The organism is Pseudomonas sp. LPB4.O (assembly GCF_038383825.1).
GTDB classification, from domain to species: Bacteria; Pseudomonadota; Gammaproteobacteria; order Pseudomonadales; family Pseudomonadaceae; genus Aquipseudomonas; species Aquipseudomonas putida.
This window is the reverse complement of record NZ_CP151298.1, coordinates 1,770,380-1,796,805: the sequence shown is the minus strand read 5'-3', so window position 1 is coordinate 1,796,805 and position 26,426 is coordinate 1,770,380. Positions and strand designations below refer to the sequence as shown.

Below are 26,426 nucleotides of genomic sequence, written 5' to 3'. Positions count from 1 at the left end.
TTGTTCATCGGAGTGTAGCGCAGCCAGGTAGCGCGTCTCGTTCGGGACGAGAAGGCCGCAGGTTCGAATCCTGTCTCTCCGACCAGATCCTTTTCAAAAAGCCCGCCTTGCGCGGGCTTTTTGTTGCCCCTGAAAAGTGTCAGGCGCTCAGGCGCGAGGTTACTTCGCCCAGCTGCCCGGACAACCCATGCAGGCGTTGCCCCGCCTGCTCGGTGTGCTGCACCGACTCCTGGTTGGCCGTGGCAATGCGGGTGATTTCGATCAGGTTGCGCGAAATGTCTTCGGCCACGCTGGTCTGTTCTTCGGCCGCCGTGGCGATCTGCCGGTTCATGTCGCGGATCGCCTCTACCGCCTGGGTGATGCGTTGCAGCATCTGCCCGGCCTGCTGCACCTGCTCGGCCCCCTCTTCGCTTCGCTGCTGGCCGCTTTCGATGGCCTTGACCGCTTCAACCGCACCTGACTGCACCGCTTCGATGATCTGATGGATCTCGGCAATCGAGGCTGCCGTGCGCTGGGCCAGGCTGCGCACCTCATCGGCCACCACCGCAAAGCCACGCCCGGCCTCGCCGGCACGGGCCGCTTCGATGGCCGCGTTCAGCGCCAGCAGGTTGGTTTGCTCGGCAATACCGCGGATCACTTCGAGCACTTTGCCGATGCGCGTGCTGTCGTGTTCCAGGTCGCGGATTACCGCCGCCGTGCCGGCGATTTCGCGGTTGACCACGCCAATGATATCGATGGTCTGCTGCATCACCTGCTCACCCGCTTGGGCACTGTGGTCGGCGTCATCCGCTGCGCGGGCAGCTTCAGCAGCATGGCGGGCCACTTCCTGGGCGGTGGCAGACATCTCGTGCATGGCCGTGGCCACCTGGTCGGTGCGCTGGAACTGGTCATGGGTGCCGCGGGCCATGTCGCCGGCAATGCTGCGCAACTGGCCACTGGCACCTTCCAGCTCCTGGGCATTGTCCTTCAGCCGGCCGACGGTGTCCGCGAGAAAGTCGCGCAAGGTGTTGGCCGCCCGCGCCAGGCGCCCCAGTTCGTCCTCGCGGCGGCTGTCCACGCGGGCGGCAAAACGGCCCTGGCTAAGCTGCGCGACGTACTCGATCAACTGGCGGATCGGCTCGATCAGGCTGCGGTTGACCAGCCACAGGCTGAACAGCCCCACCAGTACCGCCGAGGCCAGCATCACCAGCAAGCCCAGCCATACCGTGCGTTCGGCACTGGCGTTGATGCTGGCCGCACGCTGGCGGGCATCGGCACGCAGTTGCTCGACCAGTTCGCTCATCTGCTCACTGGCGGCGCGGTCTACACCCTTCACCGCCAGGTCGCCGGCTACCGGGTCGCCACCGGCGGCGAGGAAGGCCTGACGGCCCTGCGCATAGGCCTGGCCCAACTGCCGATGGCTGTCACGCAGTTGCTGCAACGGCGCCTTGAGCCTGGCGTCGCTGCTGTCGATCAGTTGCCCGAGCAGTTGTTGCACCTGCTGTTCGCGAGCCTGAAACTGCTGCCAGTACTTGTCCATCTCAGCCGGCTGGCGCCCGCGCAACAGCACGTTCTTCCATTCCTGCACCTGGATCTTGAACTGCAGGTTGGCTTCATCGATCAATTGCGAGGCCCGCAGCGGCCCCTCCACCAGCTCGGCATAACCGCGCACGCTGGACGACAAAAACTGGAAACACACCAGGGCGATCAACAGCATCGCCACCAGGCTGCCGCCGAGCAGCGAGAGAATTTGCACTCTGAGGGATTTACGCAACATCGTGGATCTCGAAACCGGAAGGAAAGGAATGGCGCGCATCCGCAACACCAGGTAAGACATTCCATGTCCTTGTTGGCAGGCCAAAAAAAAGCTGCCATCAAGCAATGGCAGCCAGGTCGAGCACTTACGCAACAGTTGAGCCAGATATTCTCAGGCAATTGCTACAAAATTGTTACAAACTCGCGAAGCGTTAGCCGCTGGTGAATTGCAAGGCCGCCAGCCTCGCATACAGCGGGCTTTCCTCGATCAACTGGCGGTGGGTACCCACCGCCACCACCCGGCCCTTGTCGATGACCGCAATGCGCTCGGCATGCTGCACCGTGGCCAGCCGATGGGCGATCACCAGCGTGGTACGCCCGGCCATCAGGCTGGGCAACGCCTGCTGGATCAAGTGTTCGCTCTGCGCGTCGAGCGCGCTGGTGGCCTCGTCCAGCAGCAGGATCGGTGCATCCACCAGCAACGCCCGGGCAATCGCCAGGCGCTGGCGTTGCCCGCCAGAAAGGCCGATGCCACCCTCGCCCAAGGGCGTCTGGTAGCCTTGCGGTAGCTGCCGGATGAATTCGTCGGCATGGGCACCGTGCGCCGCTGCTTCGACTTCGGCCAGGGTCGCATCGGGCCGGCCATAACGGATGTTGGCCTCCACCGTTCCGCGAAACAGTGAGGGGTTTTGCGCCACCAGGGCGAACTGGCGGCGCAACTGGTCGGGGTCCAGCTCGGTCACCGGCAGGCCATCGAGCAGGATGCGCCCTTGCTGTGGGTCGTAAAAGCGCAGCAACAAATCGAACAGGGTCGACTTGCCCGCCCCCGAGGGGCCAACCAGGGCCACGGTCTGCCCGGGCTCGATGACCAGGCTCAGGCCATCGACGGCTGCCACCGAGGGCCGTGACGGGTAGGCGAACACCAACTGCTGCAACTCGATACGTCCACTGGCCCGTTGCTGCGGTAGCGTCTGCGCCACGGTGGGTGGCAGGATCGCACTGCGCGCCGCCAAAAGCTCGGCAATGCGCTCGGCCGCACCCGCTGCCCGTTGCAGCTCGCCGATCACCTCACTGAGGGTGCCGAACGCGCTACCGACGATCAGGCTGTAGAACACGAACGCCGCCAGTTCGCCTGCGGAGATACGCCCGGCAATCACATCCATGCCGCCGACCCACAGCATCACCCCCACTGCCCCCAGCACCAGCACGATCACCAGGGTAATCAGCCAGGCACGCTGGGCAATCCGCTTGCGGGCCACGCCAAAGGCGGCTTCGACCGTGTCGGCGAACCGTTCGCGGTCATGCGCCTGGTGGTTGTAGGCCTGTACCGTCTTGATCTGCCCCAGGGTCTCGGCCACGTAGCTGCCCACATCGGCCACCCGATCCAGGCTCTGGCGCGACAGGCTGCGCACCCTGCGACCAAACAGCAGGATCGGTGCCAGCACCAGCGGCAAGGCCACCACCACGATGCTGGTGAGCTTGGGGTTGGTGATGAACAACAGCACCACACCACCAATGACCATCAGCGCGTTGCGCAGGAACATCGACAGCGATGAGCCGATAACCGATTGCAGCAAGGTGGTATCGGCGGTCAGCCGCGACTGGATCTCGGAACTGCGGTTGTCTTCGAAAAAGCCGGGGTGCAGGCCGATCAGGTGGTCGAACACGGCACGACGGATATCGGCCACGCAACGCTCGCCAATCCACGACACCAGGTAGAAACGGCTGAAGGTGCCCACCGCCAGGGCCAGCACCAGCAGCAGGAACAGGCCGATGGTCTGGTTGAGCTGGTGCGCCGAGCGGGTCATGAAGCCCTGGTCTACCAGCAGGCGGATGCCCTGCCCCATGGACAGCGTGATGGCGGCAGTAACCACCAGGGCCAACAAGGCCAGCAGCACCTGTCGACGGTACGGACGAACGAACTGCCAGGCCAGGCGCAAGGCTCGGCGTTGGCGAGGGGAAACCGAATCGGGCATGGCGGCGGCTACGATGGCGGGGAAACCGCAGACTACCACTCATCCGGCAGGGGGAATGCATGCAGGTTGCTATAACGCATCGGTCTAAACAGATGATGGAGCTTTCACAGGGTTTCTGTTGGACTGTTGCTGCCGTGACACAGAAGCTGTCACAGCCCAGTCACGGCGCAGGGCTACCCTGAACTTGAACCTGAAGAGGAGACAGTGCATGAGCTTGCAGCATGGCAGTGACAACCAGAAGCCTCAGACCACCCCGCCACCCCAGGCATGCGGTTCGATCATCGACGGCAAGGGGCGCGAAGTGCCAATTACCGAGCAGATGATCCAGCAGGCCTGCAAGGCCCTGGAAGAAAGCCGGGTCGAGCGCGTACACAAAGGTTGATCAGCGATTTTTTTGCAACCCGGCGCCTGCGCCGGGTTTTTATTGCCTGACAGCCGCTGTACGCCGCTCCTACAGGGGCTGTAAAAACCTGGGGGAATTGCGAGCTTGTCAGACCAACTCCGCCCCCAAGGCACTCACCAGCTGCGCCAACTGCGGCGACTCCCCACGCAAGCGCACTGCCAACCCTTCGATCTCGCGCCGCGGCGGGTATTGCTTGCGCAGCTGGTCGAACGCCGCACGCTGCTGCTGCGGGTCGTCACTCAGGCTGCGGCGGAAGTCGGCATCGTCGCGGCGTGGGTCGTACACCGCGCGGCACAGGGTCGCCAAGGCCCAGGCCGGGTCAGTGCTGGCATCCAGTTCGATTTGCGCCAGCGGCGGTCGGGGCAGCAAGTCGGCCAGTTGCACCTGCTCGTCCACACCCAGGAACCGGCACAGCGCCTGGTAGATCTGCGCCGTGCCACGCTGGCGGCCGTCGAGGCTGTAGCCGGCAATGTGCGGTGAGGCCAATGTGCACAGGTCGGCCAGTTGCAGGTCGACCTGTGGCTCGCCCTCCCACACGTCCAGCACTGCGTGCACGTCTTCACGGTCCAGCAGCAGCTCGCGCAGGGCGGCGTTGTCCACCACCGGACCACGGCTGGCGTTGATCAGCCAGGCACCCGGCCGCAACTGCGCCAGCTGCGCCTGGCCTAACAGGTGCCAGGTCGGGTGCTCGCCATCGCGCTGCAACGGGGTATGCAGGCTGATCACATCGCACTGTTGCACGATGGTTTCGAGGCTGACGTAGTTGCCGCCCTCGGCGGCCTGGCGTAGCGGATCGCACACAAGCACCTTCCAGCCCAGGCCGTGCAGCACCCGCACCAGGCGGCCACCCACTTCACCCGCGCCCACCACGCCATACACCCGCTCGGGGAGTGCCGCGCCATCCAGCTCGGCCAGGGTCAACAGGCTGCCCAGCACGTAGTCGACCACACCGCGGGCATTGCAGCCCGGCGCACTGCTCCAGCAAATGCCGGCTTCGGCAAAGTAGTCCAGGTCCAGGTGATCGGTACCGATGGTGCAGGTGCCGACAAAGCGTACGCGGCTGCCTTCGAGCAACTGGCGGTCGACTTTGGTTACCGAGCGCACCAGCAGGATATCGGCGTCCTTGACGCTGGCGGCATCGAGACTTCGGCCGGGGTAACGGCGGATTTCACCGAAACCCTGGAAAAAGGCATCGAGCAGCGGGATGTTCTCGTCGGCAACTATCAGCATGGCGCTCTCCTGTCTGGGGAACGCAGTGTAGGCGCAACGTCGGGCGTGTTCCAGAGCGCTTCAGTCGGCTTTCTTGCGAATCCAGTACAGGAAGGTACCGGCGTCTTCTTGCTGCTGCAGCAGTTCGTGGCCGAGGAAGTTGCAGAACTTGGGGATGTCGCGGCGGGTCGACGGGTCGGTGGCGATAACCTTGAGCAGGCCGCCGGCGGCCAGGTCGCGCACGTGCTGGTGCAGCATCATCACCGGTTCCGGGCAGTTCAGGCCGGTGGCATCGAGGATGGCGTCGGGGGTGAAATCGGTCATGGGGGGCTCCGAAAATGATCGCCATTGTCGCGCATAGCGCGACGCGGTCCAAGCACCGCTTGAGAAATGCGCAGCTGCCCGCCAGCCCAGCTCTTGCTCTTGCTCTTGCTCTTGCTCTTGCTCTTGCTCTTGCTCTTGCTCTTGCTCTTGATCTTGATCTTGATCTTCGCGACTTCAGGAGGCCGAACGCAGGCCTTGCGGAGGGAGGTGACGGGCATGGATGCCCGTCAAGCGCTGGGCCCCAGGATGGGGCCTGCAGCGCGGTCCTCCCGGGAGCGAGGCCGGAGTGAGGGAACCCCGGAGCGAAGCGCAGGGGCCGGATGATCGGAGCGCAGCGTTTTTTGGTTACTTTTTGTCGCGTTTGACAAAAAGTGACTCGCCGTAAGGGCGAAAAGGTGAGTAAGCGTCGCCATCACAAATGGACTGTTCGCTGAACCAAAACAGCCAGATCCGCTTTTTAGCTTCTTGCGAGATGGGCCTCAACACAGTGTAGACATTCGTTCGCGCAGGTGGCGCTGAGTCACCTTTCCGCCCTTCCGGCGGGTTACTTTGGTCTTGGTGTAGAGACCGGACACATGGTGGACACGTGTACGGAGACATGGTTGACACTTTCTGGTAGCCCACTTGCCAGGATTTTCACCATGCCTTGGAACGTGAGAAACGCCATGAGCCTGAAAGAAGAGTTCGTATCCCTGGCGCGACAACCGGATGCCAATATTCGAGCGTTATGCCGACACTTCAGTATCAGCCCTCAAACCGGATACAAATGGCTGCGCCGTTTTGAAGAAGGCGGCTCGGCCGCTTTACAAGAGCGATCTCGGCGGCCGGCTAGCAGCCCTCGCTTGACCGAGGCTAGCTTGGAAGCCCAAGTCGTAGCCCTTCGACAGGAGCATCCGGCCTGGGGCGGACGCACCATCAGCAACCTGCTGAGCAAGGGTATTGCCCCCAGTACCGTCACTAACGTGTTGCACCGTCATGAACTGATCCAGAGTCCTGAAAAGACGCGAGAGGCGCGGCTTAGGTTTGAACACGATGCGCCCAACGATCTCTGGCAGATGGACTTCAAAGGCCACTTCGCCCTGCAGCAAGGCCGGTGCCACCCGCTGACCATTCTTGACGATCACTCCCGCTTCAACTTGGCCATTCATGCTTGCGATAACGAGCGAGGAGCGACGGTCAGGGCTAAAATGATCGAGGTCTTCCAGCGCTATGGCCTACCGGTACGAATCAACGTCGATAATGGTGCTCCCTGGGGTTCGCCGCGCAACCCTGGAGAGGTGACAGAACTAAGTATCTGGTTGATTCAGTTGGGAATAAGGATCAGTTTTAGTCGCCCGTACCACCCTCAGACGAATGGCAAGATTGAGCGTTTCCACCGCTCCTTGAAGGCTGAAGTACTCGATGGTCGGCAGTTCTCGACCCTGGAACAAGCCCAAACGGCGTTTGATCGATGGCGTGAAATTTACAACCTACAGCGACCCCACCAGGCTTTGGGGTACCAAGTACCGATGGCCAGATATCACACCAGCCCGTGGGCCTACCCCAATCGGCTTGAGGAGTTTGAATATGGGCCGGACGATATCCTCGCCAAGGTTTATCACAGTCGCTTCCACTTCCAGAAACGCTATTTCAGCATCGCAAAAGGCCTGGTTGGGCATACTGTAGCGATTCGCCCTGGGCGGGATGGCGGGGACATGTTCGATGTCTATTTTTGCCATCAGCGGCTGCGAACCATCGACGTAAATAAACCTGATTACGGACCATAATGTGTCAACCATGTCTCCGTACACGTGTCAGCGATGTGTCCGGTCTCTACATCTTGGCCAAAGTAACCAAAGCCGTCCGCTCCCATCATCCGGCCCCTGCGCTACGCTCCGGGGCCCCCTCGCTCCGGGCTTGCTCCCGGGAGGACCGCGCTGCAGGCCCCATCCTGGGGCCCAGCGCTTGACGGGCATCCATGCCCGTCACCTCCCTTCGCAAGCCCTGCGCTCGGCCTCCTGAAGTCGCAATCTGCGTCGCCTGAGCTACCGCGCGCTTAGAAGCAAAAACCGAAGCAAGAGCTACAGCCGGAGCGCGAACAGCGCGCTGGGCTCAGCGCGGTTTCAGATCGAGCCGGCGCAGGTGGCAAGTCACTTCCTCGCGGTCGTGGTACAGCTGCTTGCAGGCAATCGATACCCTGATCTTGCGCGCCTTGAACGTCGCCTCCATGCGGTCGAGCAGCCGGCGTACTTCGGCATAGCGCTGCTTCATCGGCAGCTTCAGGTTGACCACTGCCTCGCGGCATAGTCCCTCGCCCAGCCAGGTTTCGATCAGCGAGGTGGTGCGCGCCGGCTTCTCGACGATATCGCACACCATCCAGTCCACCGGCTGCTTCGGCTGCCAGGTAAAACCGTCAGCCATCAAGTGCTGAACCAGGCCGGTGTCCATCAGGCTTTCGGCCATCGGGCCGTTGTCGATGGCGGTCACCAGCATGCCCCGGCGCACTAGCTGGTAAGTCCAGCCACCCGGCGAAGCGCCCAGATCAACGCCGGTCATGTCATCGCCCAGGCGCTGCTCCCACTGCTCGCGCGGGATGAACTGATGCCACGCTTCTTCCAGCTTGAGGGTCGAGCGGCTGGGTGCCTCGCGGGGGAATTTCAGGCGCGGAATGCCCATGGGCCACAGGGCACTGTTGTTGGCCGGCGCAACACCGGCGAACACCCGCCGGCCGCTGATGAAGGTGAGCAGCAGGCGTGGGCGGCTGGCGTCGTCAACCAGGCGGCCGGCCTTCTCCAGCGCCTTGCGCAGCGGCACTTCGAACTTGCGGCAAAAGGTAGACAATTCCTTGCCTTCGTTACTGTCCAGCACTTCCAGCCACAGGCTGCCGAACACAGGCAAGTCGGCCAGCTCCGCCAGCAGCACACTGATGCGGTCAGTTTCCGGCAGTTCGACATAACCGCCCCGGGCCCACTGGCGCGGGAAAATCAGCTCGTTGAAACGCAGCGCCCCCATCAGCCGCTCGGCGCCGCCTTCTTCGGTACAGACAAACTCGGCGCTGGCACTGTGCGGCTTGCCTTTGGCATAGCCAGCAATACCCAGACGGGCGGCATGTTCGCTGATTTCGGCGCACACCTCGCCCTCGAAACCGGGCCGGCAATGCATGAACAGGGTATTCATCTCTCACTCCACTACGGCTGGCGCGCAACAGGCGCCGGCAGGGCGGCGATAATAAAGGAAGTTCGGAACCTGCGACACGCCCCGCCGGTCCAGAAAAGGGTCAGGGGCCGCAAACCGGTCTAACCTGACCACTCAGCCAGGTCCGTACCGTGCGGATCGAAACAGAGCGGTGACACCGGCAGACCTTGAGTATTTGCCGGGCACCGGCGCAGAAGGAGTTGGCAATGCCCTCGCTCGACAGCCTGAACACCCTCAAGACCCTCCAGGTCGGCAACCAGACCTATCACTATTTCAGCCTTACCGAGGCCGCCCGCCAGTTGGGCGACCTGCAACGCCTACCCATGTCGCTGAAGGTGCTGCTGGAAAACCTGCTGCGCTGGGAGGACGGCCACACCGTCACCGGCGATGACTTGCGCGCCATTGCCCAATGGTTAAGCGAGCGGCGCTCCGACCGCGAGATCCAATACCGCCCGGCGCGCGTGCTGATGCAGGACTTCACCGGCGTGCCGGCCGTGGTCGACCTGGCCGCCATGCGCGCAGCCATGGCCAAGGCCGGCGGCGACCCGCAGCGGATCAACCCCTTGTCACCGGTAGACCTGGTGATCGACCACTCGGTAATGGTCGACCATTACGGCACGCCGCAGGCCTTCGGCGAGAACGTGGATATCGAAATGCAGCGCAATGGCGAGCGCTATGCCTTCCTGCGCTGGGGCCAGAGCGCCTTCGACAACTTCCGCGTAGTGCCGCCGGGCACCGGCATCTGCCACCAGGTCAACCTGGAATACCTGGGCCGCACGGTGTGGACCCGTGAAGCCGATGGCCGCACCTACGCCTTCCCCGACACCCTGGTCGGTACCGACTCGCACACCACCATGATCAATGGCCTGGGCGTGCTCGGCTGGGGTGTCGGTGGCATCGAGGCAGAGGCGGCCATGCTCGGCCAACCCGTGTCGATGCTGATTCCCGAGGTGATCGGCTTCAAACTGACCGGCAAGCTGCGCGAGGGCATCACCGCCACCGACCTGGTGCTGACGGTAACGCAGATGCTGCGCAAGAAAGGTGTGGTGGGCAAGTTCGTCGAGTTCTATGGCGACGGCCTGGCCGAGCTGCCGCTGGCAGACCGTGCGACCATCGCCAACATGGCACCGGAGTATGGCGCCACCTGTGGCTTCTTCCCGGTTGACGAGGTGACCCTGGACTACCTGCGCCTGTCGGGCCGACCGGACGCGACTGTGCAACTGGTCGAGCAGTACTGCAAGGCTCAGGGCCTGTGGCGCCTGCCGGGGCAGGAGCCGTTGTTCAGCGACAGCCTGGAACTGGACATGCACGAGGTCGAAGCAAGCCTGGCCGGGCCCAAGCGGCCGCAGGACCGCGTGGCGCTGGGCCAGGTCAGCCAGGCCTTTGACCATTTCATCGAACTGCAGCCCAAGCCGCTGGCCAAGGAAGTCGGCCGCCTGGAAAGCGAGGGCGGCGGCGGTGTAGCGGTGGGCAACGCCGACCAGGCTGGCGAGATCGACTACAGCCATGGAGGCCAGACTCACACCCTGCGCGATGGCGCGGTGGTGATTGCCGCAATCACCTCCTGCACCAACACTTCCAACCCCAGTGTGATGATGGCGGCTGGGCTGGTGGCGAAAAAGGCCCTGGAAAAAGGCTTGCAACGCAAACCCTGGGTCAAGAGCTCGCTGGCGCCGGGCTCCAAGGTCGTCACCGACTACTTCGAGGCAGCGGGGCTCACCCCTTACCTCGATCAACTGGGCTTCGACCTGGTCGGCTATGGCTGCACCACCTGCATCGGCAACTCCGGCCCGCTGGACGAAGCGATCGAGAAAGCCATCGGCAGCGCCGACCTCACCGTGGCCTCGGTGCTGTCGGGCAACCGCAACTTCGAAGGCCGCGTGCACCCGCTGGTCAAGACCAACTGGCTGGCCTCGCCGCCGCTGGTGGTGGCCTACGCCCTGGCGGGCAGCGTGCGGGTAGACCTGACCCGCGATTCACTGGGTACGGGCAAGGATGGGCAGCCGGTGTACCTGCGCGATATCTGGCCCACCCAACAGGAAATCGCCGACGCAGTGGCCAAGGTCGATACGGCGATGTTCCACAAGGAATACGCCGAAGTGTTTACCGGCGATACGCAGTGGCAGGCCATCGAGGTGCCACAGGCTGCCACCTACGTGTGGCAGGCCGACTCTACCTACATCCAGCACCCGCCGTTCTTCGACGACATCGGCGGGCCGCCCCCCCAAATCGCCGACATCCAGGGCGCGCGAGTACTGGCGCTGCTGGGCGACTCGGTGACCACCGACCATATCTCCCCTGCCGGCAACATCAAGGCCGACAGCCCTGCCGGGCGCTATCTGCGCGAGAAGGGCGTGGAGCCCCGCGACTTCAACTCCTATGGCTCGCGGCGTGGCAACCATGAAGTGATGATGCGCGGTACCTTTGCCAACATCCGTATCCGCAACGAAATGCTGGGGGGTGAGGAAGGTGGCAATACCCTTCACGTGCCAAGCGGCGAGAAGTTGTCGATCTACGATGCGGCCATGCGCTACCAGCAGGAAGGCACCCCGCTGGTGGTGATCGCCGGCCAGGAATATGGCACCGGCTCCAGCCGCGACTGGGCGGCCAAGGGCACCAACCTGCTGGGGGTCAAGGCGGTGCTGGCGGAAAGCTTCGAGCGCATTCACCGCTCCAACCTGGTGGGCATGGGCGTGCTGCCGCTGCAGTTCAAGGCCGGCCACGACCGCAAGCAGCTGGTGCTGACCGGCAAGGAGCGGATCGACGTGCTGGGCTTGAGCGGTGCACAGATCCGCCCAGGCATGAGCCTGCCGTTGCGCATTACCCGCGAAGATGGGCAGCAGGAACAGATCGAGGTGCTGTGCCGGATCGATACCTTGAATGAGGTGGAGTACTTCAAAGCCGGCGGAATTCTGCACTACGTGTTGCGACAGATGATCGCCGGCTGAGGCTGGGAGGTACGGCTGGAGATAGACCGAGCGCCGCGCGGGTGGCGCTCGATTCTCAGGCGCCATAGCGACAACGACAACCCCAACCCAGCCACATTAAATAATCATTCAATAAAACCAGTGGCTTGCCGATACCTGTCCAAAGCCCTGCGGACTATCACCCCATGCGTAACAACCAGCCGATTACCCAGAGAGAACGGACTTTCCCTGCCCAGCAGCGGTTGATCTCCACCACCAACGCCAAGGGCGTGATCACGTACTGTAACGATGCCTTCATCGACATCAGTGGTTTCACCCGCGAAGAGTTGACCGGCGCGCCGCATAACCTGGTACGCCACCCCGACGTGCCGCCTGCCGTGTTTGCCCATATGTGGCAAACCCTGAAGCAGGGCCAGCCGTGGATGGGCATCGTCAAGAACCGCTGCAAGTCCGGCGACCACTACTGGGTCAACGCCTACGTCACACCGATTTACGACAATAACCAGGTTGTCGGTTTCGAGTCGGTGCGGGTCAAGCCAACCGCTGAGCAGATTCGCCGCGCCGAAGCACTGTACCAGCGCATCAACCAGGGTAAGCCAGCGGTACCTCGCAGGGACAAGTGGCTGCCGGTGCTGCAGGACTGGTTGCCTTTCATCCTGATCAGCCAGGTGGGCTTCCTGATCGGCAACTGGCTGGGCCATTCCTGGGGCTTTGCCCTGGCTGCCGCGCTATCCGTACCCCTGGGCCTGCTGGGCTTGAGCTGGCAGCAGCGCGGCCTCAAGCGCCTATTGCGCCTGGCCGAACAGACCACCTCCGACCCGCTGATCGCGCAGATGTTCACCGATAGCCGTGGCGTACAGGCGCGCCTGGAAATGGCCATGCTCAGCCAAGATGCCCGCATGAAAACCTGCCTGACCCGCCTGCAGGACAGTGCCGAACACCTCAGCGACCAGGCGCGCCAGTCCGACGCCCTGGCACACAAGAGTTCTTCGGGGCTGGAGCGCCAGCGGGTGGAGACCGAGCAGGTCGCCGCCGCCGTCAACCAGATGGCCGCCACCACACAGGAAGTGGCCAACCACGTTCAGCGCACCGCCGATGCCACCCAGGAAGCCAACCGCCTGACCAGCCAGGGCCGGCAGATTGCCGGGGAGACCCGCGAGGCCATCGAGCGCCTGTCGGCAGCGGTGGGCGAAACCGGTCAGACGGTCACCCAACTGGCCAAGGACAGCGACGAGATTGGTGGCGTGGTCGATGTGATCAAGGGCATTGCCGACCAGACCAACCTGCTGGCACTGAATGCGGCCATCGAAGCGGCGCGTGCCGGTGAAATGGGCCGTGGCTTTGCCGTGGTGGCTGACGAAGTACGCCAGTTGGCCCAACGTACTGCCGAGTCCACCGGGCAGATCCACGGCCTGATTGCCAAGCTGCAACAAACCGCCAGCAACGCCGTGCTGACCATGGAAACCGGCCACCGCCAGGCGCAGGAAGGCGTCGACCGTGTGATGCAGGCTGACGAGGCACTGGTGGGGATCAGCGAAGCGGTGGCCAACATCACCGACATGGCCACCCAGATTGCCGCCGCTACCGAAGAGCAGACTGCAGTGGCCGACGAAATCAGCCGCAACATCAGCACCATTGCCGAACTGGCCGACCAAACCGCCGAACAGGCGCAGCATTCGGCACTGCTGAGCGAGGAGCTGACCAGCACGGCGGGTAGCCAGTATTCACTGGTGGAGCGGTTCAACCGCTAATGCTCGCGACTTAAGCACTCCACCGCTGTGGATGGCACCGGCCCGGCCGGTGTTCGCGGGCATGCCCGCTCCCACAAGGGCCGCGTATGCCTGCGGTCTGTGTTACCAGTCCAGACGCAGGCGGCTCTCGAAATAGCGCTCTTCGCCGCTCAACGGGTCCTCGAAACGCAAGCTCTGCGCCAGCAGTTTCAGCGGCCGCTGGTAGTCATCCGCTGCATCAAGCAGCTGCGGATAGAACGGGTCATTGCAGATCCCCGCCCCCAAGGCTGCCATGTGCACGCGCAGCTGATGGGTCTTGCCGGTCACTGGCGACAGCCCATAGCGCCACAGCTCACCGTTCTTCTCCAGCACCTCGGCCAGGGTTTCGCTGTTGGCCTCCCCTGCTACTTCGTGCATTCGGAAAAACGGCTCACCATGCACCAGGCGGCTTTTGTGCACCAGTGGAAATGCATGCTGCGGCATAGCCGCCGCAATGGCCTGGTAGCGCTTGTCGATGCGCCGTTCAGGGAACAGGCGCTGGTAGGCGCTGCGGCTGTGCGGGTTGGCAGAAAACAGCACAAGCCCGGCGGTGTGCCGGTCAATGCGGTGCAGCGGCACCAGGTGCGGGTTATCCAGGCGACGGATCAGGCGGCGCAGCAAGGTCTGCTCAACGTACTCACCGGTTGGCGTCACCGGCAGGAAATGCGGTTTGTCTGCCACCACCAGGTGTTCGTCCGCGTGCAGTACCACCTCCTGCACCGGGATCGGCCGCTCGTTCGGCACTTCGCGGAAGTAGTGCAAACGCATGCCACGCTTGTAGGGTAACTCGGCGGCAACCGCCCGGCCCTCGGCATCCAGCACCCTGCCACGGGCAAAACGGTCGAGCCACTGGGCGCGGTCGATGGCCTTGAAATGGTCGCACAGGCAATCGAGCACCGTCGCCCAGTTACCGGGGGGCAGGCACACCGTACTGGCTTGCTGGCGGGCGGGGTCGAAGGGCGCGGTCATGGCAGGGCTCGAAACGTTCACGGCCGCGCATTATCGCCCAAGCCCGCGCCCTCAACCAGCCTGGACTATCGCCTCGCTGCGTTCCTTCAGCCAGCGCAGCACCTGCACCGGCTCCCAACGGCTGGGGTCGTAAAGGGCATAGAGCAACCCTTGGTAACCCACCACATCCAGCCCGCGGTGGTAACCGGCACGCTGGAACAAGGCCTCGATTTCGGCGAAGCAGGTATTGAAGTGCACTTTACCGAACGGCGTGCGGTCGTCGGTCACCAGGCCTTCGAGGCGCAGTTCCAGAACGGCGTCAGCCACCCGATCCACGGGCATGCGGTTGACGCTGTACTTGAGTTGCTCGACGTTGAGCATGGCTTTACCTCGATACTGTATTTATATACAGCATACGAACATCCCCTTGCCGCCGTCAATGCGCTTCATTGCAGCCCCGCCAGGCAGCCACTTCCTTTGCGCATGGTCAAAACCTGCCGACGCGGCGTGCCCCGGGCCACCGACAGATGCACCCACCTGTCGAACTCCAGGATGAGTTGATCGAACGGCACGGCGCTTTCGCTGATCCTGCGTACGGTTTCCCGAGGGCTGACTTCAATTACCGTGAAGTCCGCCGCCAGGCCTTGTACATGCTGGCTGTTCGTGGCACCGCCGATCAACCGGTTGACCCTCTCGCTGCGAAAACCGCTGCTGATGATGATTGGCGCACCGAACAGTGCGCGCACCTGCTCCAGCGCACCACACAGCAATTGCAGGTTGGCCCTGGCTTCAGGGGGCGGGGTGTTATCGAATCCGTCCCTGGCGGCGAGCTGGGAAACGGTCATTTCATCGAACGTGAAATGTGGGGTGATCAACATGGCGAACTATTCCGATGATGAGGGAGGTAACGGCGCCAGAGTGCGCCGGCACCTGATCATCAGCTCGCGTCACAGATCATGGAGCAGGGTTGCGACTCCTCTGCGGCCTTCATTGCCCAAGGAACGCCACCACCTGTTCGGCATCGAACGGCCAGTGCAGCTCGGCGGCATTGTCGCAGCGTCGCAACACCGGAATGATCAGGCCGTAACGCTCGAACAAGGGCTCGCTCTCGGCAATGTCGACCAGCTCCACCAGCAGGCCATGATCGACGAAAGGCATCAGCACAGCTTCGGCCACTTCACACAGGTGGCAGCCGAGGGTGCCGAAAAGTTGGCATTCAGGCAGCATGGGCAGGTCCCGGTTTGGCATGCAGAGAAACCTATTCTAGGTCTGTCGCGCCCGTCATGCACCTGACCTGGCTCAATCCTGGCTGGTGGCGCCGATACGGTGCAGCGACAAGTCCGCGCCCTGGAACTCCTGCTCATGGCTCAAGCGCAGCCCATGCAGCGCGCGGATTGCGCCATAGACGGCAAAGCCGCCGACCAATGCCACCACCACGCCCATCAGGCTGCCCAGCAACTGGCTGATCAGGCTGACACCGCCCATGCCCCCCAGTGCCGCCTGGCCAAAGACGCCGCAGGCAATGCCACCCCACACGCCGCACAGGCCATGCAGTGGCCACACGCCCAGCACGTCGTCGATCTTCCAGCGGTTTTGCGCTGCAGTGAAGGTCCAGACGAACAACGCGCCGGCCACCAGGCCGGTGGCCAGTGCGCCAATCGGGTGCATCAGGTCGGAGCCGGCGCAGATCGCTACCAGGCCGGCCAACGGCCCGTTGTGCAGAAAGCCTGGGTCGTTGCGCCCGGCCAGCAAGGCCGACAGGGTGCCACCGACCATGGCCATGAGCGAGTTGATCGCTACCAGCCCGCTCACCCCCTGCAACGTCTGCGCACTCATCACGTTGAAGCCGAACCAGCCGATGATCAGAATCCACGAGCCCAACGCCAGGAAGGGAATGCTCGACGGCGCAAACGCCACCAACCGGCCCTCGCGGTAACGTCCACGGCGCGCGCCCAGTAGCAGCACCGCCGCCAGGGCCAGCCAGCCGCCCATGGCATGCACCACCACCGACCCTGCAAAATCGTGGAAAGGCGCGCCGAAACGGGCCTGCAGCCAGGTTTGCAGCCCCAGGTTGCCATTCCACACCACGCCCTCGAAGAACGGGTAGACAAACGCCACGATCAACGCCGTGGCACACAGTTGCGGCGCAAAGCGCGCCCGCTCGGCGATGCCCCCGGAGATGATCGCCGGGATCGCCGCAGCGAAGGTCAGCAGAAAGAAGCACTTGACCAGCGCATAGCCATGGTCGACCGCCAGCGCCGCTGCCGGCTGGAAGAAATTGACGCCATAGGCTATCCAGTAACCGATGAAGAAATACACCAGTGCCGAAATGGCAAAGTCGCTGAGGATCTTCGACAAGGCGTTGACCTGGTTCTTGTGGCGCACCGTGCCCACTTCGAGGAACGCGAAGCCGGCATGCATGGCCAGCACCAGAATGGCGCCCATGAGAATGAACAGGGTATTGGAACCGTGGACCAGGGAGTCCATCGCGCTGTGCATGTTTTCCATGAAATAGGCAGACCTGCTGAAAAAGGCACCAGGACAGTTCAAGAACCTGCATCCCTGCACCGAATCGGTGCCAGCCCCCTGCCCTGTTTCGGTGACCGGGTCGGAGCCTGCGTGGTTTTTTCTTGGGTTTGTCGAGGATTGGGTTAAGGTTTATCGGTACCCGCTGCGCTAGCGCCCTGAATCGGCGCAACAGCTGCCAGCGACGCCCCGCAACGTGGCAATGCCTTAGCAAGGCCCATACCAGCACCGGCACTTGAACCTTCCGCGCGTGCTATTACTCGAATTACCATCACTCATCGACAGGGAGAGGCCCATGGCCAGCAAATCGGCAAAGACTGCACAAGAGATTCTGATGGCTGACTTCCAGGCTTTGGTACGCGACACCGAGCGGCTGCTGGCAGACACTGCCAACCTGGCCGGCGACCAGGCCGACGAATTGCGCGAACAGATTCACGACCGCCTGACCCAAGCTCGCGAAACCCTGCAACTGACCCAGGACTCTGTCCGCGAACGCGGCCAAGCCGCGCTGGGCAGCGCCGAGCAGTACGTGCAGGAAAACCCGTGGCAGGCAATCGGCATCGCGGCCGGTGTCGGCCTGTTGATCGGCCTGCTGGCCAACCGGCGCTAAGGGGTTCCCATGGAGAATGACGCCAACGGCGCCAGCGCCTCGGGCAAGCGCCTGGGCGCCGCAGCGCTGGGGCTGCTGCACAGCCATATCGAACTGTTCGGCATCGAGTTGCAGGAGCAAAAGGGCCGCACCTTGAGCCTGCTGCTGTTCGCAGGCCTCGCCCTGGTGTTTGCCCTGTTGCTGCTGACGGCCCTTTCCGGGTTGCTGCTGGTGCTGCTGTGGGACAGTTATCGCCTGGCCGGCATCATCGGCCTGTGCGTGTTCTATGGCCTTGCCGCGCTGTACTGCGGCTTGCGCCTGAAGGCTGCGGTGTTCGACGAATCGTCGCCCTTCGGGGCCACCCTCGACGAACTCGCCAAGGACCGGGAGCGCCTGTTGCCATGAGCCTGCCACAACTGCCAAACACCCGTAACCCGCGCGAACTGCGCAAAGCACTGCTGCGCCTGCGCATGGAGATGCACCGCCAGGAAATTCGCCATGAGTCCGGCCAACTGATGGAACCGCTGCGCCGCGTGCGCGGCATGGGCAGCTCGCTGCATGAAGGGCTGGGGATCAAGCATGCGCCTTTGTGGGGGATTGGCGCTGTGGTGGCGCTGGGTTTCCTCACCGGCAAGGGCGTGCGCAGCGGTAACCTGGCGCGGCTGGTGCGCCTGGGCAGCAGCCTGCTGCCGCTGGTGCGCCTGTACCTGCAAGGCAACCGCCGCCCCTGAACACTGCCCGTTCCTTTGCAGGAGCGGCCTTGTGCTGCGAAGAGACCGGCCCGGCGACACACGTGTATCGATCAAACGGGCCTCTTCGCAGCACAAGGCTGCTCCTACAGGATATGCTGCTTCCTTCGATCCACAGGAGAATGCGCCTTGGACTGGCACACCCTGCTCACCCGTGAACGCCTGGGCAAAGCCCTCTACAGCGCCGATGAACTCGGGCGCAGCCCTTTCCACAAAGACCATGACCGCATCATCTTCTCCGGCGCCTTTCGCCGCCTCGGGCGCAAGACCCAAGTGCACCCGGTTACCAGCAACGACCATATCCATACGCGTCTCACCCACTCGCTGGAAGTCAGCTGCGTAGGTCGCTCGCTCGGCATGCGCGTCGGCGAAACCCTGCGCGACAACCTGCCCGACTGGTGCGCCCCCAGCGACCTGGGGATGATCGTGCAGTCAGCCTGCCTGGCCCACGACATCGGCAACCCGCCATTCGGCCACTCCGGCGAGGACGCCATCCGCCACTGGTTCCAGCAGGCCGCCGGGCGTGGGTGGCTGGATGACATGAGCGACGACGAGCGGGCTGATTTCCTGAATTTCGAGGGCAATGCCCAAGGCTTTCGCGTACTCACCCAGCTGGAGTACCACCAGTTCGACGGCGGTACGCGGCTGACCTACGCCACCCTCGGCACTTACCTCAAGTACCCCTGGAGCGCGCGCCACGCCGACGCCCTGGGCTACAAGAAGCACAAGTTCGGCAGCTACCAGAGCGAACTGCCCCTGCTCGAGCAGATCACCCGCAAGCTCGGCATGCCGCAACTGGAAGAGCAACGCTGGGCGCGCCACCCGCTGGTGTACCTGATGGAGGCCGCCGATGACATCTGCTATGCGCTGATCGACCTGGAAGACGGCCTGGAAATGGAGTTGCTGGAATACGCCGAAGTCGAAACGCTGCTGCTTGACCTGGTCGGCGAAGACCTGCCAGAAACTTACCGCCAGCTCGGCCCACGCGATTCCCGCCGGCGCAAGCTGGCGATTCTGCGTGGCAAGGCCATCGAGCACCTGACCAACGCCGCCGCCCACGCGTTCGTCGAGCAGCAGCAGGCATTGCTGGCCGGGCACCTGGCGGGCGACCTGGTCGAGCACATGCACGGCCCGGCCAAGCGCTGCGTGCTGCAGGCCAAGGACATGGCGCGCAACAAGATCTTCCAGGACAAGCGCAAGACCCTGCACGAAATCGGCGCCTACACCACCCTGGAGATTCTGCTCAACACCTTTTGTGGCGCAGCGCTCGAACAGCACGGCGGGCGCACCCCCTCGTTCAAGAGCCGCCGGGTGCTGGACCTGATCGGCAACAATGCCCCGGATCCGCATGCCTCGCTGCACAGCGCCTTCCTGCGCATGATCGACTTCATCGCCGGGATGACCGACAGCTATGCCAGCGAAATGGCCCGGGAAATGACCGGGCGCTCCAGCCCCACCTGAGTCACGCCGGTGCAGCCACGGCCCCTCAGCCAGTGCTGCACCGCGTACTGCAGGAAACTTCCTACATATACTGGCAGCAAGTTAAACAGTACGAATAAAAGCCCATGAAAAGTTACCAAAGACGCTTTGACATTGGGTCAAACACAAAAATTTCGTAGCCCGTTTTGTTTTATCTTGTAAGCCATTTCCCATAAGGAGCGAATCGCCCTCCCTCGCATGCCCGATGACTTCCAACTGCGATAAGGTGCCGGTTGTCCCCCTCAATCGCCCGCAGGGAAGTTGAACATGCATTCCATATTTATTGTCGACGATCATCCTGTCATCCGCCTGGCCGTCCGTATGTTGCTGGAAAACCAGAATTACAAGATCGTCGGCGAGTCGGACAATGGCGTGGACGCCATGCAGATGATTCGTGAAGCCGCGCCCGACCTGGTCATCCTCGACATCAGCATCCCCAAGCTAGACGGGCTGGAGGTACTTTCCCGCTTCCAGGCCATGGCCCTGCCATTGAAGGTTCTGGTATTGACCGCCCAGTCTCCCGCATTGTTTGCCGTGCGTTGCATGCACTCCGGCGCCGCAGGCTATGTGTGCAAGCAGGAAGACCTGAGCGAATTGCTCAGTGCTATCAAGGCGGTACTGGCCGGCTACAACTATTTCCCCAGCCAGGCAATAAAACACAACCAGACAACCGATACCGAGCTGCAACTTTTCCGCCAGGTAAATGACCGCGAACTGATGGTACTGCAACTCTTCGCCCAAGGCCGCAGCAACAAGGAAATTGCCAAGGGCATGTTCCTCAGCAGCAAGACTGTCAGCACCTACAAGAAGCGCCTCATGCACAAACTTCAGGTCAGTACACTGGTTGACCTGATCGAAATAGCCAAACGCAACGCGCTGGTCTGAGGGTGGTCATGCCGCACCCTATTGCTCGCCTGCTGCTCGCCCTGCTCCTGTTCAGCGGCGTAGCGCAGGCCACCTATCAAGGGGCTTCGTCCTATACTTTACTGGCTCGGTCATCGGCCAAGCCGACCCAACCCATGCTCACGGCCGAACAACGGCAATGGCTCGAAGGCCGTCAGGAACTGGTACTGGGCACGTCGGCGCCAGACTACCCGCCGTTCGACATCACCAGTGGCGGCCGCGACTATCAGGGCCTCACCGCCGATTACGCGAGCCTGATCGGCACAGCCCTGCACTTACCCGTACGGGTGCTGCGCTTCCCCAGTCGGCAGGCGGCGGTGGAGGCGCTCAGGCATGGTGATATCGACCTGCTTGGCAGCGCCAATGGCTACGAAGCGGCCAGCGACGGCCTGGCGCTGTCGCAACCGTATGCCGTTGACCAGCCGGTGCTGGTAACACGCGAAGACGAAAGCCGGGCGCTCGACATGGACCTGGCCGGCCTGCGCCTGGGCATGCTTTACCATTACCTGCCCAAGCAGGAGGTACACAGCACCTACCCCATGGCCGAGCTGCTGGCCTTTGGCTCCTCCAGCCAGGCCTTGAACGCCGTGGCGTTCGGGCAGGCCGACGTGTACATCGGCGATACCATCTCCACCCACTATCTGCTTAACCGCGGCCACCTGCCGCGTCTGCGCATGGCCAATTTCGGCAAGCACGAGGCCATTGGCTTCGGCTTTGCCGTGCGCCAGCAGGACACGCTGCTGCTGGAGGTGGTGAACGCCACACTGGACAGCCAGCCCCCCGCCCTGCGCGCCAGCATCTTCAAACGCTGGAGCGCCGGCAGCGACCTGCTGCTGACCGAGCGCAAGCTGCAACTGACAGACGCCGAGGAACAATGGCTGCAAGATCACCCGGTGATGCGCGTGACGATCGATGATACGGCTGCGCCGCTATCGTATTTCGATGGCTCGGGGCATTTTCGCGGCATCACTGCCGACCTGCTGGAGTTCATCAGCCTGCGCACCGGCTTGCGTTTTGAAGTGCAGCGTACCAGCGGCATCGCCGACATGATCGCCCGCCTCAAAGATGGCCGCGCAGATGTGATTGCCGCACTGGCCACCGGCGCGGTGACCGACGATGACCTGCAAGTCAGTCGGCCCTACCTGGAGAGCGCCTTCGTGCTGGTAGGCCGCAAGGACGATATGGCCCTGAACACCCTGGAGCAGTTGCAGGGGCATCGCGTGGCCATTACCCGCTACAGCGCCATGAACGCGAAGCTCTCACGGCACTATCCGACAATCGGCTGGGTCGAGACCGAAAGCGGGTTCTATTCCATGGCATTGCTCAACAGCGGGGCGGTGGACGCAGTGATCACCACGTTGCTCGACGCAAACCATGCCTTGGCCAACAACCCCGGGCTGGTCATCCGCACCACGGTGGGCAGCGAGCCCGCCAACTTCGCCATGGCCACAAGCACTCCGTCACAGGCGATGATGTCGATCCTCGACAAGGCGTTGCTTAGCATTTCGCCAGAAGAGCTGGGGGTAATCAACAACCGCTGGCGCGGCTTCGGGCAGCACGACGATGGCAACGGCAACGGCTACAGCCAGCTTGCGCTACAGGTGGTGCTGGGCATGGTCGCGCTGCTGTTGCTGGCCTTGCTCTGGAACGCCCGCCTGCGCCTGCAGATCCGCCAGCGCCAACGCGCCGAACGAGCACTGAGCGACCAACTGGCGTTCATGCGCGCCCTGCTCAACGGTACCCCCCACCCCATGTACGTACGTGACCGCGAGGCCTGCCTGCAAAGCTGCAATTACAGCTATCTGGAAGCCGTGCAAGCCCGCTCCGACGAAGTCATCGGCAAACAGCTGGACGGCAGCCTGTTTGCCGACGAAGAGCAAACCCGGCAGATCCAGGCCGACTACCTGAAAGTCATGGCCGCAGGCTCGCCGTTGATCATGGACCGGCCACTGCGGATCAAGGGCCGCGAAATGACCATCTATCACTGGATACTGCCGTACCGCGACTCGCTGGGAGAGGTGCAGGGCATCATCGGCGGCTGGATCGACATCAGCGAGCGCCGCCAGTTGGTCATGGAACTGCGTCAGGCCAAGCAGCAGGCCGACGATGCCAACCGCGCCAAGAGCACCTTCCTGGCCACCATCAGCCATGAAATCCGCACCCCGATGAATGCCGTCATCGGCATGCTCGAACTGGCAGTCAAGCGCGCCGACCAGGGCCGGGTAGACCGCAGCGCACTGCAGCTGGCCCACCATTCAGCCAAGGACCTGCTGGGCCTGATCGGCGATATTCTCGACATCGCGCGCATCGAGTCTGGCCACTTGTCCCTGGCCCCGGAGGCCGTCGACCTTGCAGCACTGGTCGAATCGGTAGGGCGTATTTTCGAGGGGCAGGCGCGCCAGAAAGGCCTTGCTCTGGAGGTAAAGATTGCACCCGCCGCGCGCTGCCACGCACTGCTCGATCCCCTGCGTTTCAAACAGGTGTTGTCCAACCTGGTGAGCAATGCCATCAAGTTCACCGAGCATGGCCAGGTCCGTATCAGCGTCAGTCTGCAGGATGACGGCAACACCACGCCCGCAGTGCTGGAACTGGAAGTGCGCGACAGTGGCATCGGCATCCATGCCGACGACCTGCAACGCCTGTTCAATCCGTTCATCCAGGCCAACCCGCACAGCCAGGGCGCCCGTGCCGGTACCGGGCTGGGCCTGGCCATCTGCCGCAGCCTGTGCGAAATGATGGGCGGCAGCCTGACCATCAAGAGCCTGGAAGATGTTGGCACCCAGGTGCGCCTGAAGATGCCGCTGCAGCGGATTGACGCCGCCCCACCCCCAGCGTCGCTCCTCGAGCACCTCGATGTGCCTGACCCGCGGCTGAACGTACTGGTGATCGACGACCACCCGGCCAATCTGCAGCTGATGGCGCAGCAGCTCGGCTACCTGGGCCTGCCGCACGCCAGCGCCCGCGATGGCCGCGAAGGCCTGGCGGCCTGGCGCGCAGGCGACTTCGATGTGCTGGTGCTCGACTGCAACATGCCGCACATGAACGGATACCAACTGGCGACCGCCGTCCGTGCCGAAGAACGCCATGGCAAGCGGCTGCGCTGCACCATTCTCGGCTATACCGCCAACGCGCAGCCAGAGGTGCGCCGCCGGTGCCTGAGCGCCGGCATGGACGACTGCCTGCTCAAGCCGATCAGCCTGGGCACCCTCAGCCAGCACCTGGCGAGCATTCGTCCGCGCCGCCAGCAAAAGCCCCGGCGCAAGCTTTACCATCTGGACGGCCTGGCTGCAGTGGTCGGGCATGACCCCGCCGACCGCCAGCGCTTCCTGCTGGCCTTGCAGCAAAGCCTGCAGGCCGATCTGGCCAGTTTGATGGCGCTGCATCCGGAGCATGACAGCGACGCCATTGCCGAGCAGGCCCACAAGGTGCTGAGTGCGGCCCGCATGCTGGAAGCCCCCGACCTGATGCAGGCCTGCGAGGCGCTGGAGGCCCGCGGCCTGCCCACGCACCAGTTGCGCCTGCGGCGCCAGGCACTGGCGCGGCACATGTGCCGTGTAGAACGGGCTCTGGCCAAGGAACTGTCCACCGGCGCGTGCACACAGGCAGGCAGCCAGACGTGTTAACTGGTAGACTGCGCGGCGTTATTACCTAAGAGGATTGTTTCATGGCCACAAACCGCTCCCGTCGTCTGCGCAAAAAGCTGTGTGTCGACGAGTTTCAGGAATTGGGCTTCGAGCTGAACCTGGAATTCAAGGAAGATCTGGATGACCAGGCAATCGATGCTTTCCTCGATGCGTTCCTGGAAGAAGCGATGGACGCCAACGGCCTGGACTATGTAGGCGGTGACGATTACGGCCTGGTGTGCTCGGTCAAACGCGGCTCGGCCAGCGAAGAACAGCGCGCTGCCGTTGAAACCTGGCTGAAGGGCCGTAGCGAACTGACCAAGATCGAAGTCAGCCCGCTGCTGGACGCCTGGTACCCGGAAAAGCCGATCAACAAGGCTGAGTGATACCTGCCTGGCTTGATCGCTGAAAAGGCTGCCCTTGCGGGTGGCCTTTTTTATTGGCGGTGCTTTTCCGTCGAACGTGGCGCATCGTCGCTACGCTTGGGGCATAATGCGTACTCTTTCGTCGTGGGGCCATCATCTCTTACAGCCCCAGTGCCCTTTTCCCTCGCCGCAGGGTATTTATCCATTATGATCAAAACGCTTCGTCCCTTCATTCTTGCAAGCCTGCTGTTGCCACTCGCATTGCCCAGCCAGGCCGCCGCCGTCAATACCACCCTGCCCGCCAAAGTGCAGCAGGCGCTCAAGGCCAACAAGCTGCAGGACACAGCCCTGTCGCTGGTAATGCTGCCGCTGGACGGCCCCGGCACGCCGACCGTGTTCAATGCCGATGTTTCGGTAAACCCGGCCTCGACCATGAAACTGGTCACTACCTACGCTGCCCTCGAACTGCTCGGCCCCACCTTCCAGTGGAAAACCGAGTTCTACACCGATGGCACCCTGAGCAACGGCGTGCTCAATGGCAACCTGTACCTCAAAGGGGGCGGCGACCCGAAGCTGAACATGGAAAAGCTGTGGCTGCTGATGCGTGACCTGCGCGCCAATGGCGTGCGCACCATCACCGGTGACCTGGTGCTGGACCGCAGCCACTTCGTGCAACCCAACCTGCCGCAGTTCAATGATGACGGCGGCGATGAAAACAAGCCGTTCCTGGTCAAGCCCGATTCGCTGCTGGTCAACCTCAAGGCCCTGCGCTTCGTGGCCCGCAACGATGGGGGCAAAGTCACCGTCGCGGTCGAGCCACCGATTGCCAGCATCCGTATCGACAACCAGGTCAAGGCGGTGGCTTCGAAGCAGTGCACTGGCGATGTGCGCTACAACCCGGTACCCCAGGCCGATGGCATCAGTGTAACCGTCAGTGGCCAGCTGGGTGACGGCTGCAACTCGCAGACCTACCTGTCGCTGCTCGACCACGCAACCTATGCCGCCGGTGCCGTGCGCGCGATCTGGAACGAGCTGGGCGGCAGCATCCAGGGTGGCGACCGCATCGAGAACGTGCCCAAGAGTGCCCGCCTGCTGGCCCGCGCCTTCTCGCCAGACCTGGTGGAAGTGATCCGCGACATCAACAAATACAGCAACAACACCATGGCCCAGCAGCTGTTCCTGAGCCTTGGCGCGCAGTTCCGCACCGATGCCGATGGCGACGATGCCCGCGCCGCCCAGCGCGTAGTGCGCCAATGGCTGGCGAAAAAGGGCATTACCGCGCCGCACCTGGTGATGGAGAACGGCTCTGGCTTGTCACGTGCGGAGCGGGTCAGCACCCGGGAAATGGCCCAGATGCTGCAGGCTGCCTGGAAGAGCCCCTACGCTGCCGAGTTCATGAGTTCGATGCCGCTGGTAGGCATGGACGGCACCATGCGCAAGCGCCTGAAGCGCACCGCCATGACCGGTGAGGGGCACATCAAGACCGGCACGCTGAACACCGTGCGGGCGATTGCCGGCTTCAGCCGCGACAGCAACGGCCATACCTGGGCGGTGGCAGCGATTCTCAACGACCCGAAACCGTGGGGTGCGTCGCAGGTGCTCGACCAGGTGCTGCTCGACCTGTATCGCCAGCCGAAGCTGGCCGGTAGCACCGCGGCCAACTGATTGGTCAGCCAGTACCGGCCCTTTCGCGGCTAAAGCCGCTCCCACAGGTACTGCACAGGCCTC

The 26,426-nt window shown here is 63.1% G+C and carries 23 protein-coding genes and 1 tRNA gene; 13 read left to right on the top strand and 11 right to left on the bottom strand.

Going from position 1 to position 26,426, the window contains the following annotated elements:
• Positions 1 to 8 precede the first annotated feature (8 nt).
• Positions 9 to 85, top strand: a tRNA-Pro gene (locus MRBLPB4O_RS08100).
• Between the two features lie 54 nt (positions 86 to 139).
• Here MRBLPB4O_RS08100 and MRBLPB4O_RS08095 read toward each other — a convergent pair.
• Complete coding sequence (locus tag MRBLPB4O_RS08095) at positions 140 to 1,756, bottom strand: methyl-accepting chemotaxis protein (RefSeq protein WP_341798035.1); 1,617 nt, start codon at positions 1,754 to 1,756, stop codon at positions 140 to 142.
• Between the two features lie 190 nt (positions 1,757 to 1,946).
• Positions 1,947 to 3,710, bottom strand: a complete 1,764-nt coding sequence (locus MRBLPB4O_RS08090) for an ABC transporter transmembrane domain-containing protein (RefSeq protein ID WP_341798034.1) — start codon at positions 3,708 to 3,710, stop codon at positions 1,947 to 1,949.
• 208 nt (positions 3,711 to 3,918) lie between these two features.
• On the opposite strand from MRBLPB4O_RS08090, the gene MRBLPB4O_RS08085 reads away from it, so the two are divergent.
• A complete protein-coding gene (locus MRBLPB4O_RS08085; protein ID WP_193393751.1) occupies positions 3,919 to 4,092 on the top strand; it encodes a PA1571 family protein in 174 nt (57 codons plus the stop codon).
• Positions 4,093 to 4,200: 108 nt separating this feature from the next.
• Here MRBLPB4O_RS08085 and pdxB read toward each other — a convergent pair whose 3' ends face one another.
• From pdxB to MRBLPB4O_RS08070, 3 genes are read right to left on the bottom strand one after another with little or no spacing between them, the layout of a single operon-like run.
• A complete protein-coding gene (gene pdxB, locus MRBLPB4O_RS08080) occupies positions 4,201 to 5,343 on the bottom strand; it encodes a 4-phosphoerythronate dehydrogenase PdxB (protein ID WP_341798033.1) in 1,143 nt (380 codons plus the stop codon).
• 60 nt (positions 5,344 to 5,403) lie between these two features.
• A complete protein-coding gene (gene tusA, locus MRBLPB4O_RS08075; RefSeq protein WP_016500764.1) occupies positions 5,404 to 5,646 on the bottom strand; it encodes a sulfurtransferase TusA in 243 nt (80 codons plus the stop codon).
• Positions 5,643 to 5,864: a hypothetical protein gene (locus MRBLPB4O_RS08070; protein ID WP_341798032.1), complete on the bottom strand. Its 222-nt coding sequence runs from the start codon at positions 5,862 to 5,864 to the stop codon at positions 5,643 to 5,645. The genes tusA and MRBLPB4O_RS08070 overlap by 4 nt, the downstream gene beginning before the upstream one ends.
• Before the next feature lie 423 nt (positions 5,865 to 6,287).
• Here MRBLPB4O_RS08070 and MRBLPB4O_RS08065 point away from each other — a divergent pair, with 423 nt between their 5' ends.
• Positions 6,288 to 7,412 carry an IS481 family transposase gene (locus MRBLPB4O_RS08065; protein WP_341797812.1) on the top strand — a complete coding sequence of 375 codons (1,125 nt, stop codon included), beginning with the start codon at positions 6,288 to 6,290 and terminating at the stop codon, positions 7,410 to 7,412.
• Between the two features lie 325 nt (positions 7,413 to 7,737).
• Here MRBLPB4O_RS08065 and rlmM read toward each other — a convergent pair whose 3' ends face one another.
• Positions 7,738 to 8,802 carry a 23S rRNA (cytidine(2498)-2'-O)-methyltransferase RlmM gene (gene rlmM, locus MRBLPB4O_RS08060; RefSeq protein WP_016500765.1) on the bottom strand — a complete coding sequence of 355 codons (1,065 nt, stop codon included), beginning with the start codon at positions 8,800 to 8,802 and terminating at the stop codon, positions 7,738 to 7,740.
• Positions 8,803 to 9,026: 224 nt separating this feature from the next.
• Between rlmM and acnA the strand changes: the two genes are divergently transcribed.
• Both acnA and MRBLPB4O_RS08050 read left to right on the top strand, forming a co-directional pair.
• Positions 9,027 to 11,768, top strand: a complete 2,742-nt coding sequence (gene acnA / locus MRBLPB4O_RS08055) for an aconitate hydratase AcnA (protein WP_341798031.1) — start codon at positions 9,027 to 9,029, stop codon at positions 11,766 to 11,768.
• A 164-nt stretch (positions 11,769 to 11,932) separates the two neighbouring features.
• Positions 11,933 to 13,498: a PAS domain-containing methyl-accepting chemotaxis protein gene (locus MRBLPB4O_RS08050; protein ID WP_341798030.1), complete on the top strand. Its 1,566-nt coding sequence runs from the start codon at positions 11,933 to 11,935 to the stop codon at positions 13,496 to 13,498.
• A gap of 102 nt (positions 13,499 to 13,600) precedes the next feature.
• Here the strand turns inward: MRBLPB4O_RS08050 and MRBLPB4O_RS08045 are convergent, their stop codons facing one another.
• From MRBLPB4O_RS08045 to MRBLPB4O_RS08025, 5 genes are all read right to left on the bottom strand, one after another.
• Positions 13,601 to 14,485, bottom strand: a complete 885-nt coding sequence (locus MRBLPB4O_RS08045) for a pseudouridine synthase (protein ID WP_341798029.1) — start codon at positions 14,483 to 14,485, stop codon at positions 13,601 to 13,603.
• Positions 14,486 to 14,536: 51 nt separating this feature from the next.
• Positions 14,537 to 14,845, bottom strand: coding sequence for a transcriptional regulator (locus MRBLPB4O_RS08040; protein ID WP_258655900.1), 309 nt, complete (start codon positions 14,843 to 14,845; stop codon positions 14,537 to 14,539).
• A gap of 65 nt (positions 14,846 to 14,910) precedes the next feature.
• Positions 14,911 to 15,342, bottom strand: a complete 432-nt coding sequence (locus MRBLPB4O_RS08035; protein ID WP_341798028.1) for a D-Ala-D-Ala carboxypeptidase family metallohydrolase — start codon at positions 15,340 to 15,342, stop codon at positions 14,911 to 14,913.
• A 109-nt stretch (positions 15,343 to 15,451) separates the two neighbouring features.
• A complete protein-coding gene (locus MRBLPB4O_RS08030; RefSeq protein WP_019473185.1) occupies positions 15,452 to 15,691 on the bottom strand; it encodes a glutaredoxin family protein in 240 nt (79 codons plus the stop codon).
• 72 nt (positions 15,692 to 15,763) lie between these two features.
• Positions 15,764 to 16,972 (bottom strand): ammonium transporter, encoded by a 1,209-nt coding sequence (locus MRBLPB4O_RS08025; RefSeq protein WP_341798027.1) that lies wholly within the window; start codon positions 16,970 to 16,972, stop codon positions 15,764 to 15,766.
• A gap of 313 nt (positions 16,973 to 17,285) precedes the next feature.
• Here MRBLPB4O_RS08025 and MRBLPB4O_RS08020 point away from each other — a divergent pair, with 313 nt between their 5' ends.
• The 8 genes from MRBLPB4O_RS08020 (at position 17,286) to dacB (ending at position 26,363) form a co-directional block, all read left to right on the top strand.
• Positions 17,286 to 17,600, top strand: a complete 315-nt coding sequence (locus MRBLPB4O_RS08020; RefSeq protein ID WP_016500773.1) for a YqjD family protein — start codon at positions 17,286 to 17,288, stop codon at positions 17,598 to 17,600.
• 9 nt (positions 17,601 to 17,609) lie between these two features.
• Positions 17,610 to 17,984 carry a phage holin family protein gene (locus tag MRBLPB4O_RS08015; RefSeq protein WP_016500774.1) on the top strand — a complete coding sequence of 125 codons (375 nt, stop codon included), beginning with the start codon at positions 17,610 to 17,612 and terminating at the stop codon, positions 17,982 to 17,984.
• The gene (locus tag MRBLPB4O_RS08010; RefSeq protein ID WP_016500775.1) at positions 17,981 to 18,310 is read left to right on the top strand and encodes a hypothetical protein; all 330 of its coding nucleotides are present in this window, start codon (positions 17,981 to 17,983) and stop codon (positions 18,308 to 18,310) included. Before MRBLPB4O_RS08015 ends, MRBLPB4O_RS08010 begins: the two co-directional genes overlap by 4 nt.
• Before the next feature lie 147 nt (positions 18,311 to 18,457).
• The gene (locus MRBLPB4O_RS08005) at positions 18,458 to 19,789 is read left to right on the top strand and encodes a deoxyguanosinetriphosphate triphosphohydrolase (protein ID WP_059395422.1); all 1,332 of its coding nucleotides are present in this window, start codon (positions 18,458 to 18,460) and stop codon (positions 19,787 to 19,789) included.
• Between the two features lie 285 nt (positions 19,790 to 20,074).
• Positions 20,075 to 20,692 (top strand): response regulator transcription factor, encoded by a 618-nt coding sequence (locus MRBLPB4O_RS08000; protein WP_016500777.1) that lies wholly within the window; start codon positions 20,075 to 20,077, stop codon positions 20,690 to 20,692.
• Positions 20,693 to 20,700: 8 nt separating this feature from the next.
• On the top strand, positions 20,701 to 24,333 hold the full coding sequence (locus MRBLPB4O_RS07995) for a transporter substrate-binding domain-containing protein (protein WP_341798026.1): 3,633 nt from the start codon (positions 20,701 to 20,703) through the stop codon (positions 24,331 to 24,333).
• Positions 24,334 to 24,374: 41 nt separating this feature from the next.
• Positions 24,375 to 24,719 (top strand): YggL family protein, encoded by a 345-nt coding sequence (locus MRBLPB4O_RS07990; protein ID WP_016500779.1) that lies wholly within the window; start codon positions 24,375 to 24,377, stop codon positions 24,717 to 24,719.
• A 186-nt stretch (positions 24,720 to 24,905) separates the two neighbouring features.
• Positions 24,906 to 26,363 carry a D-alanyl-D-alanine carboxypeptidase/D-alanyl-D-alanine-endopeptidase gene (gene dacB, locus MRBLPB4O_RS07985; protein ID WP_016500780.1) on the top strand — a complete coding sequence of 486 codons (1,458 nt, stop codon included), beginning with the start codon at positions 24,906 to 24,908 and terminating at the stop codon, positions 26,361 to 26,363.
• Positions 26,364 to 26,426 lie beyond the last annotated feature (63 nt).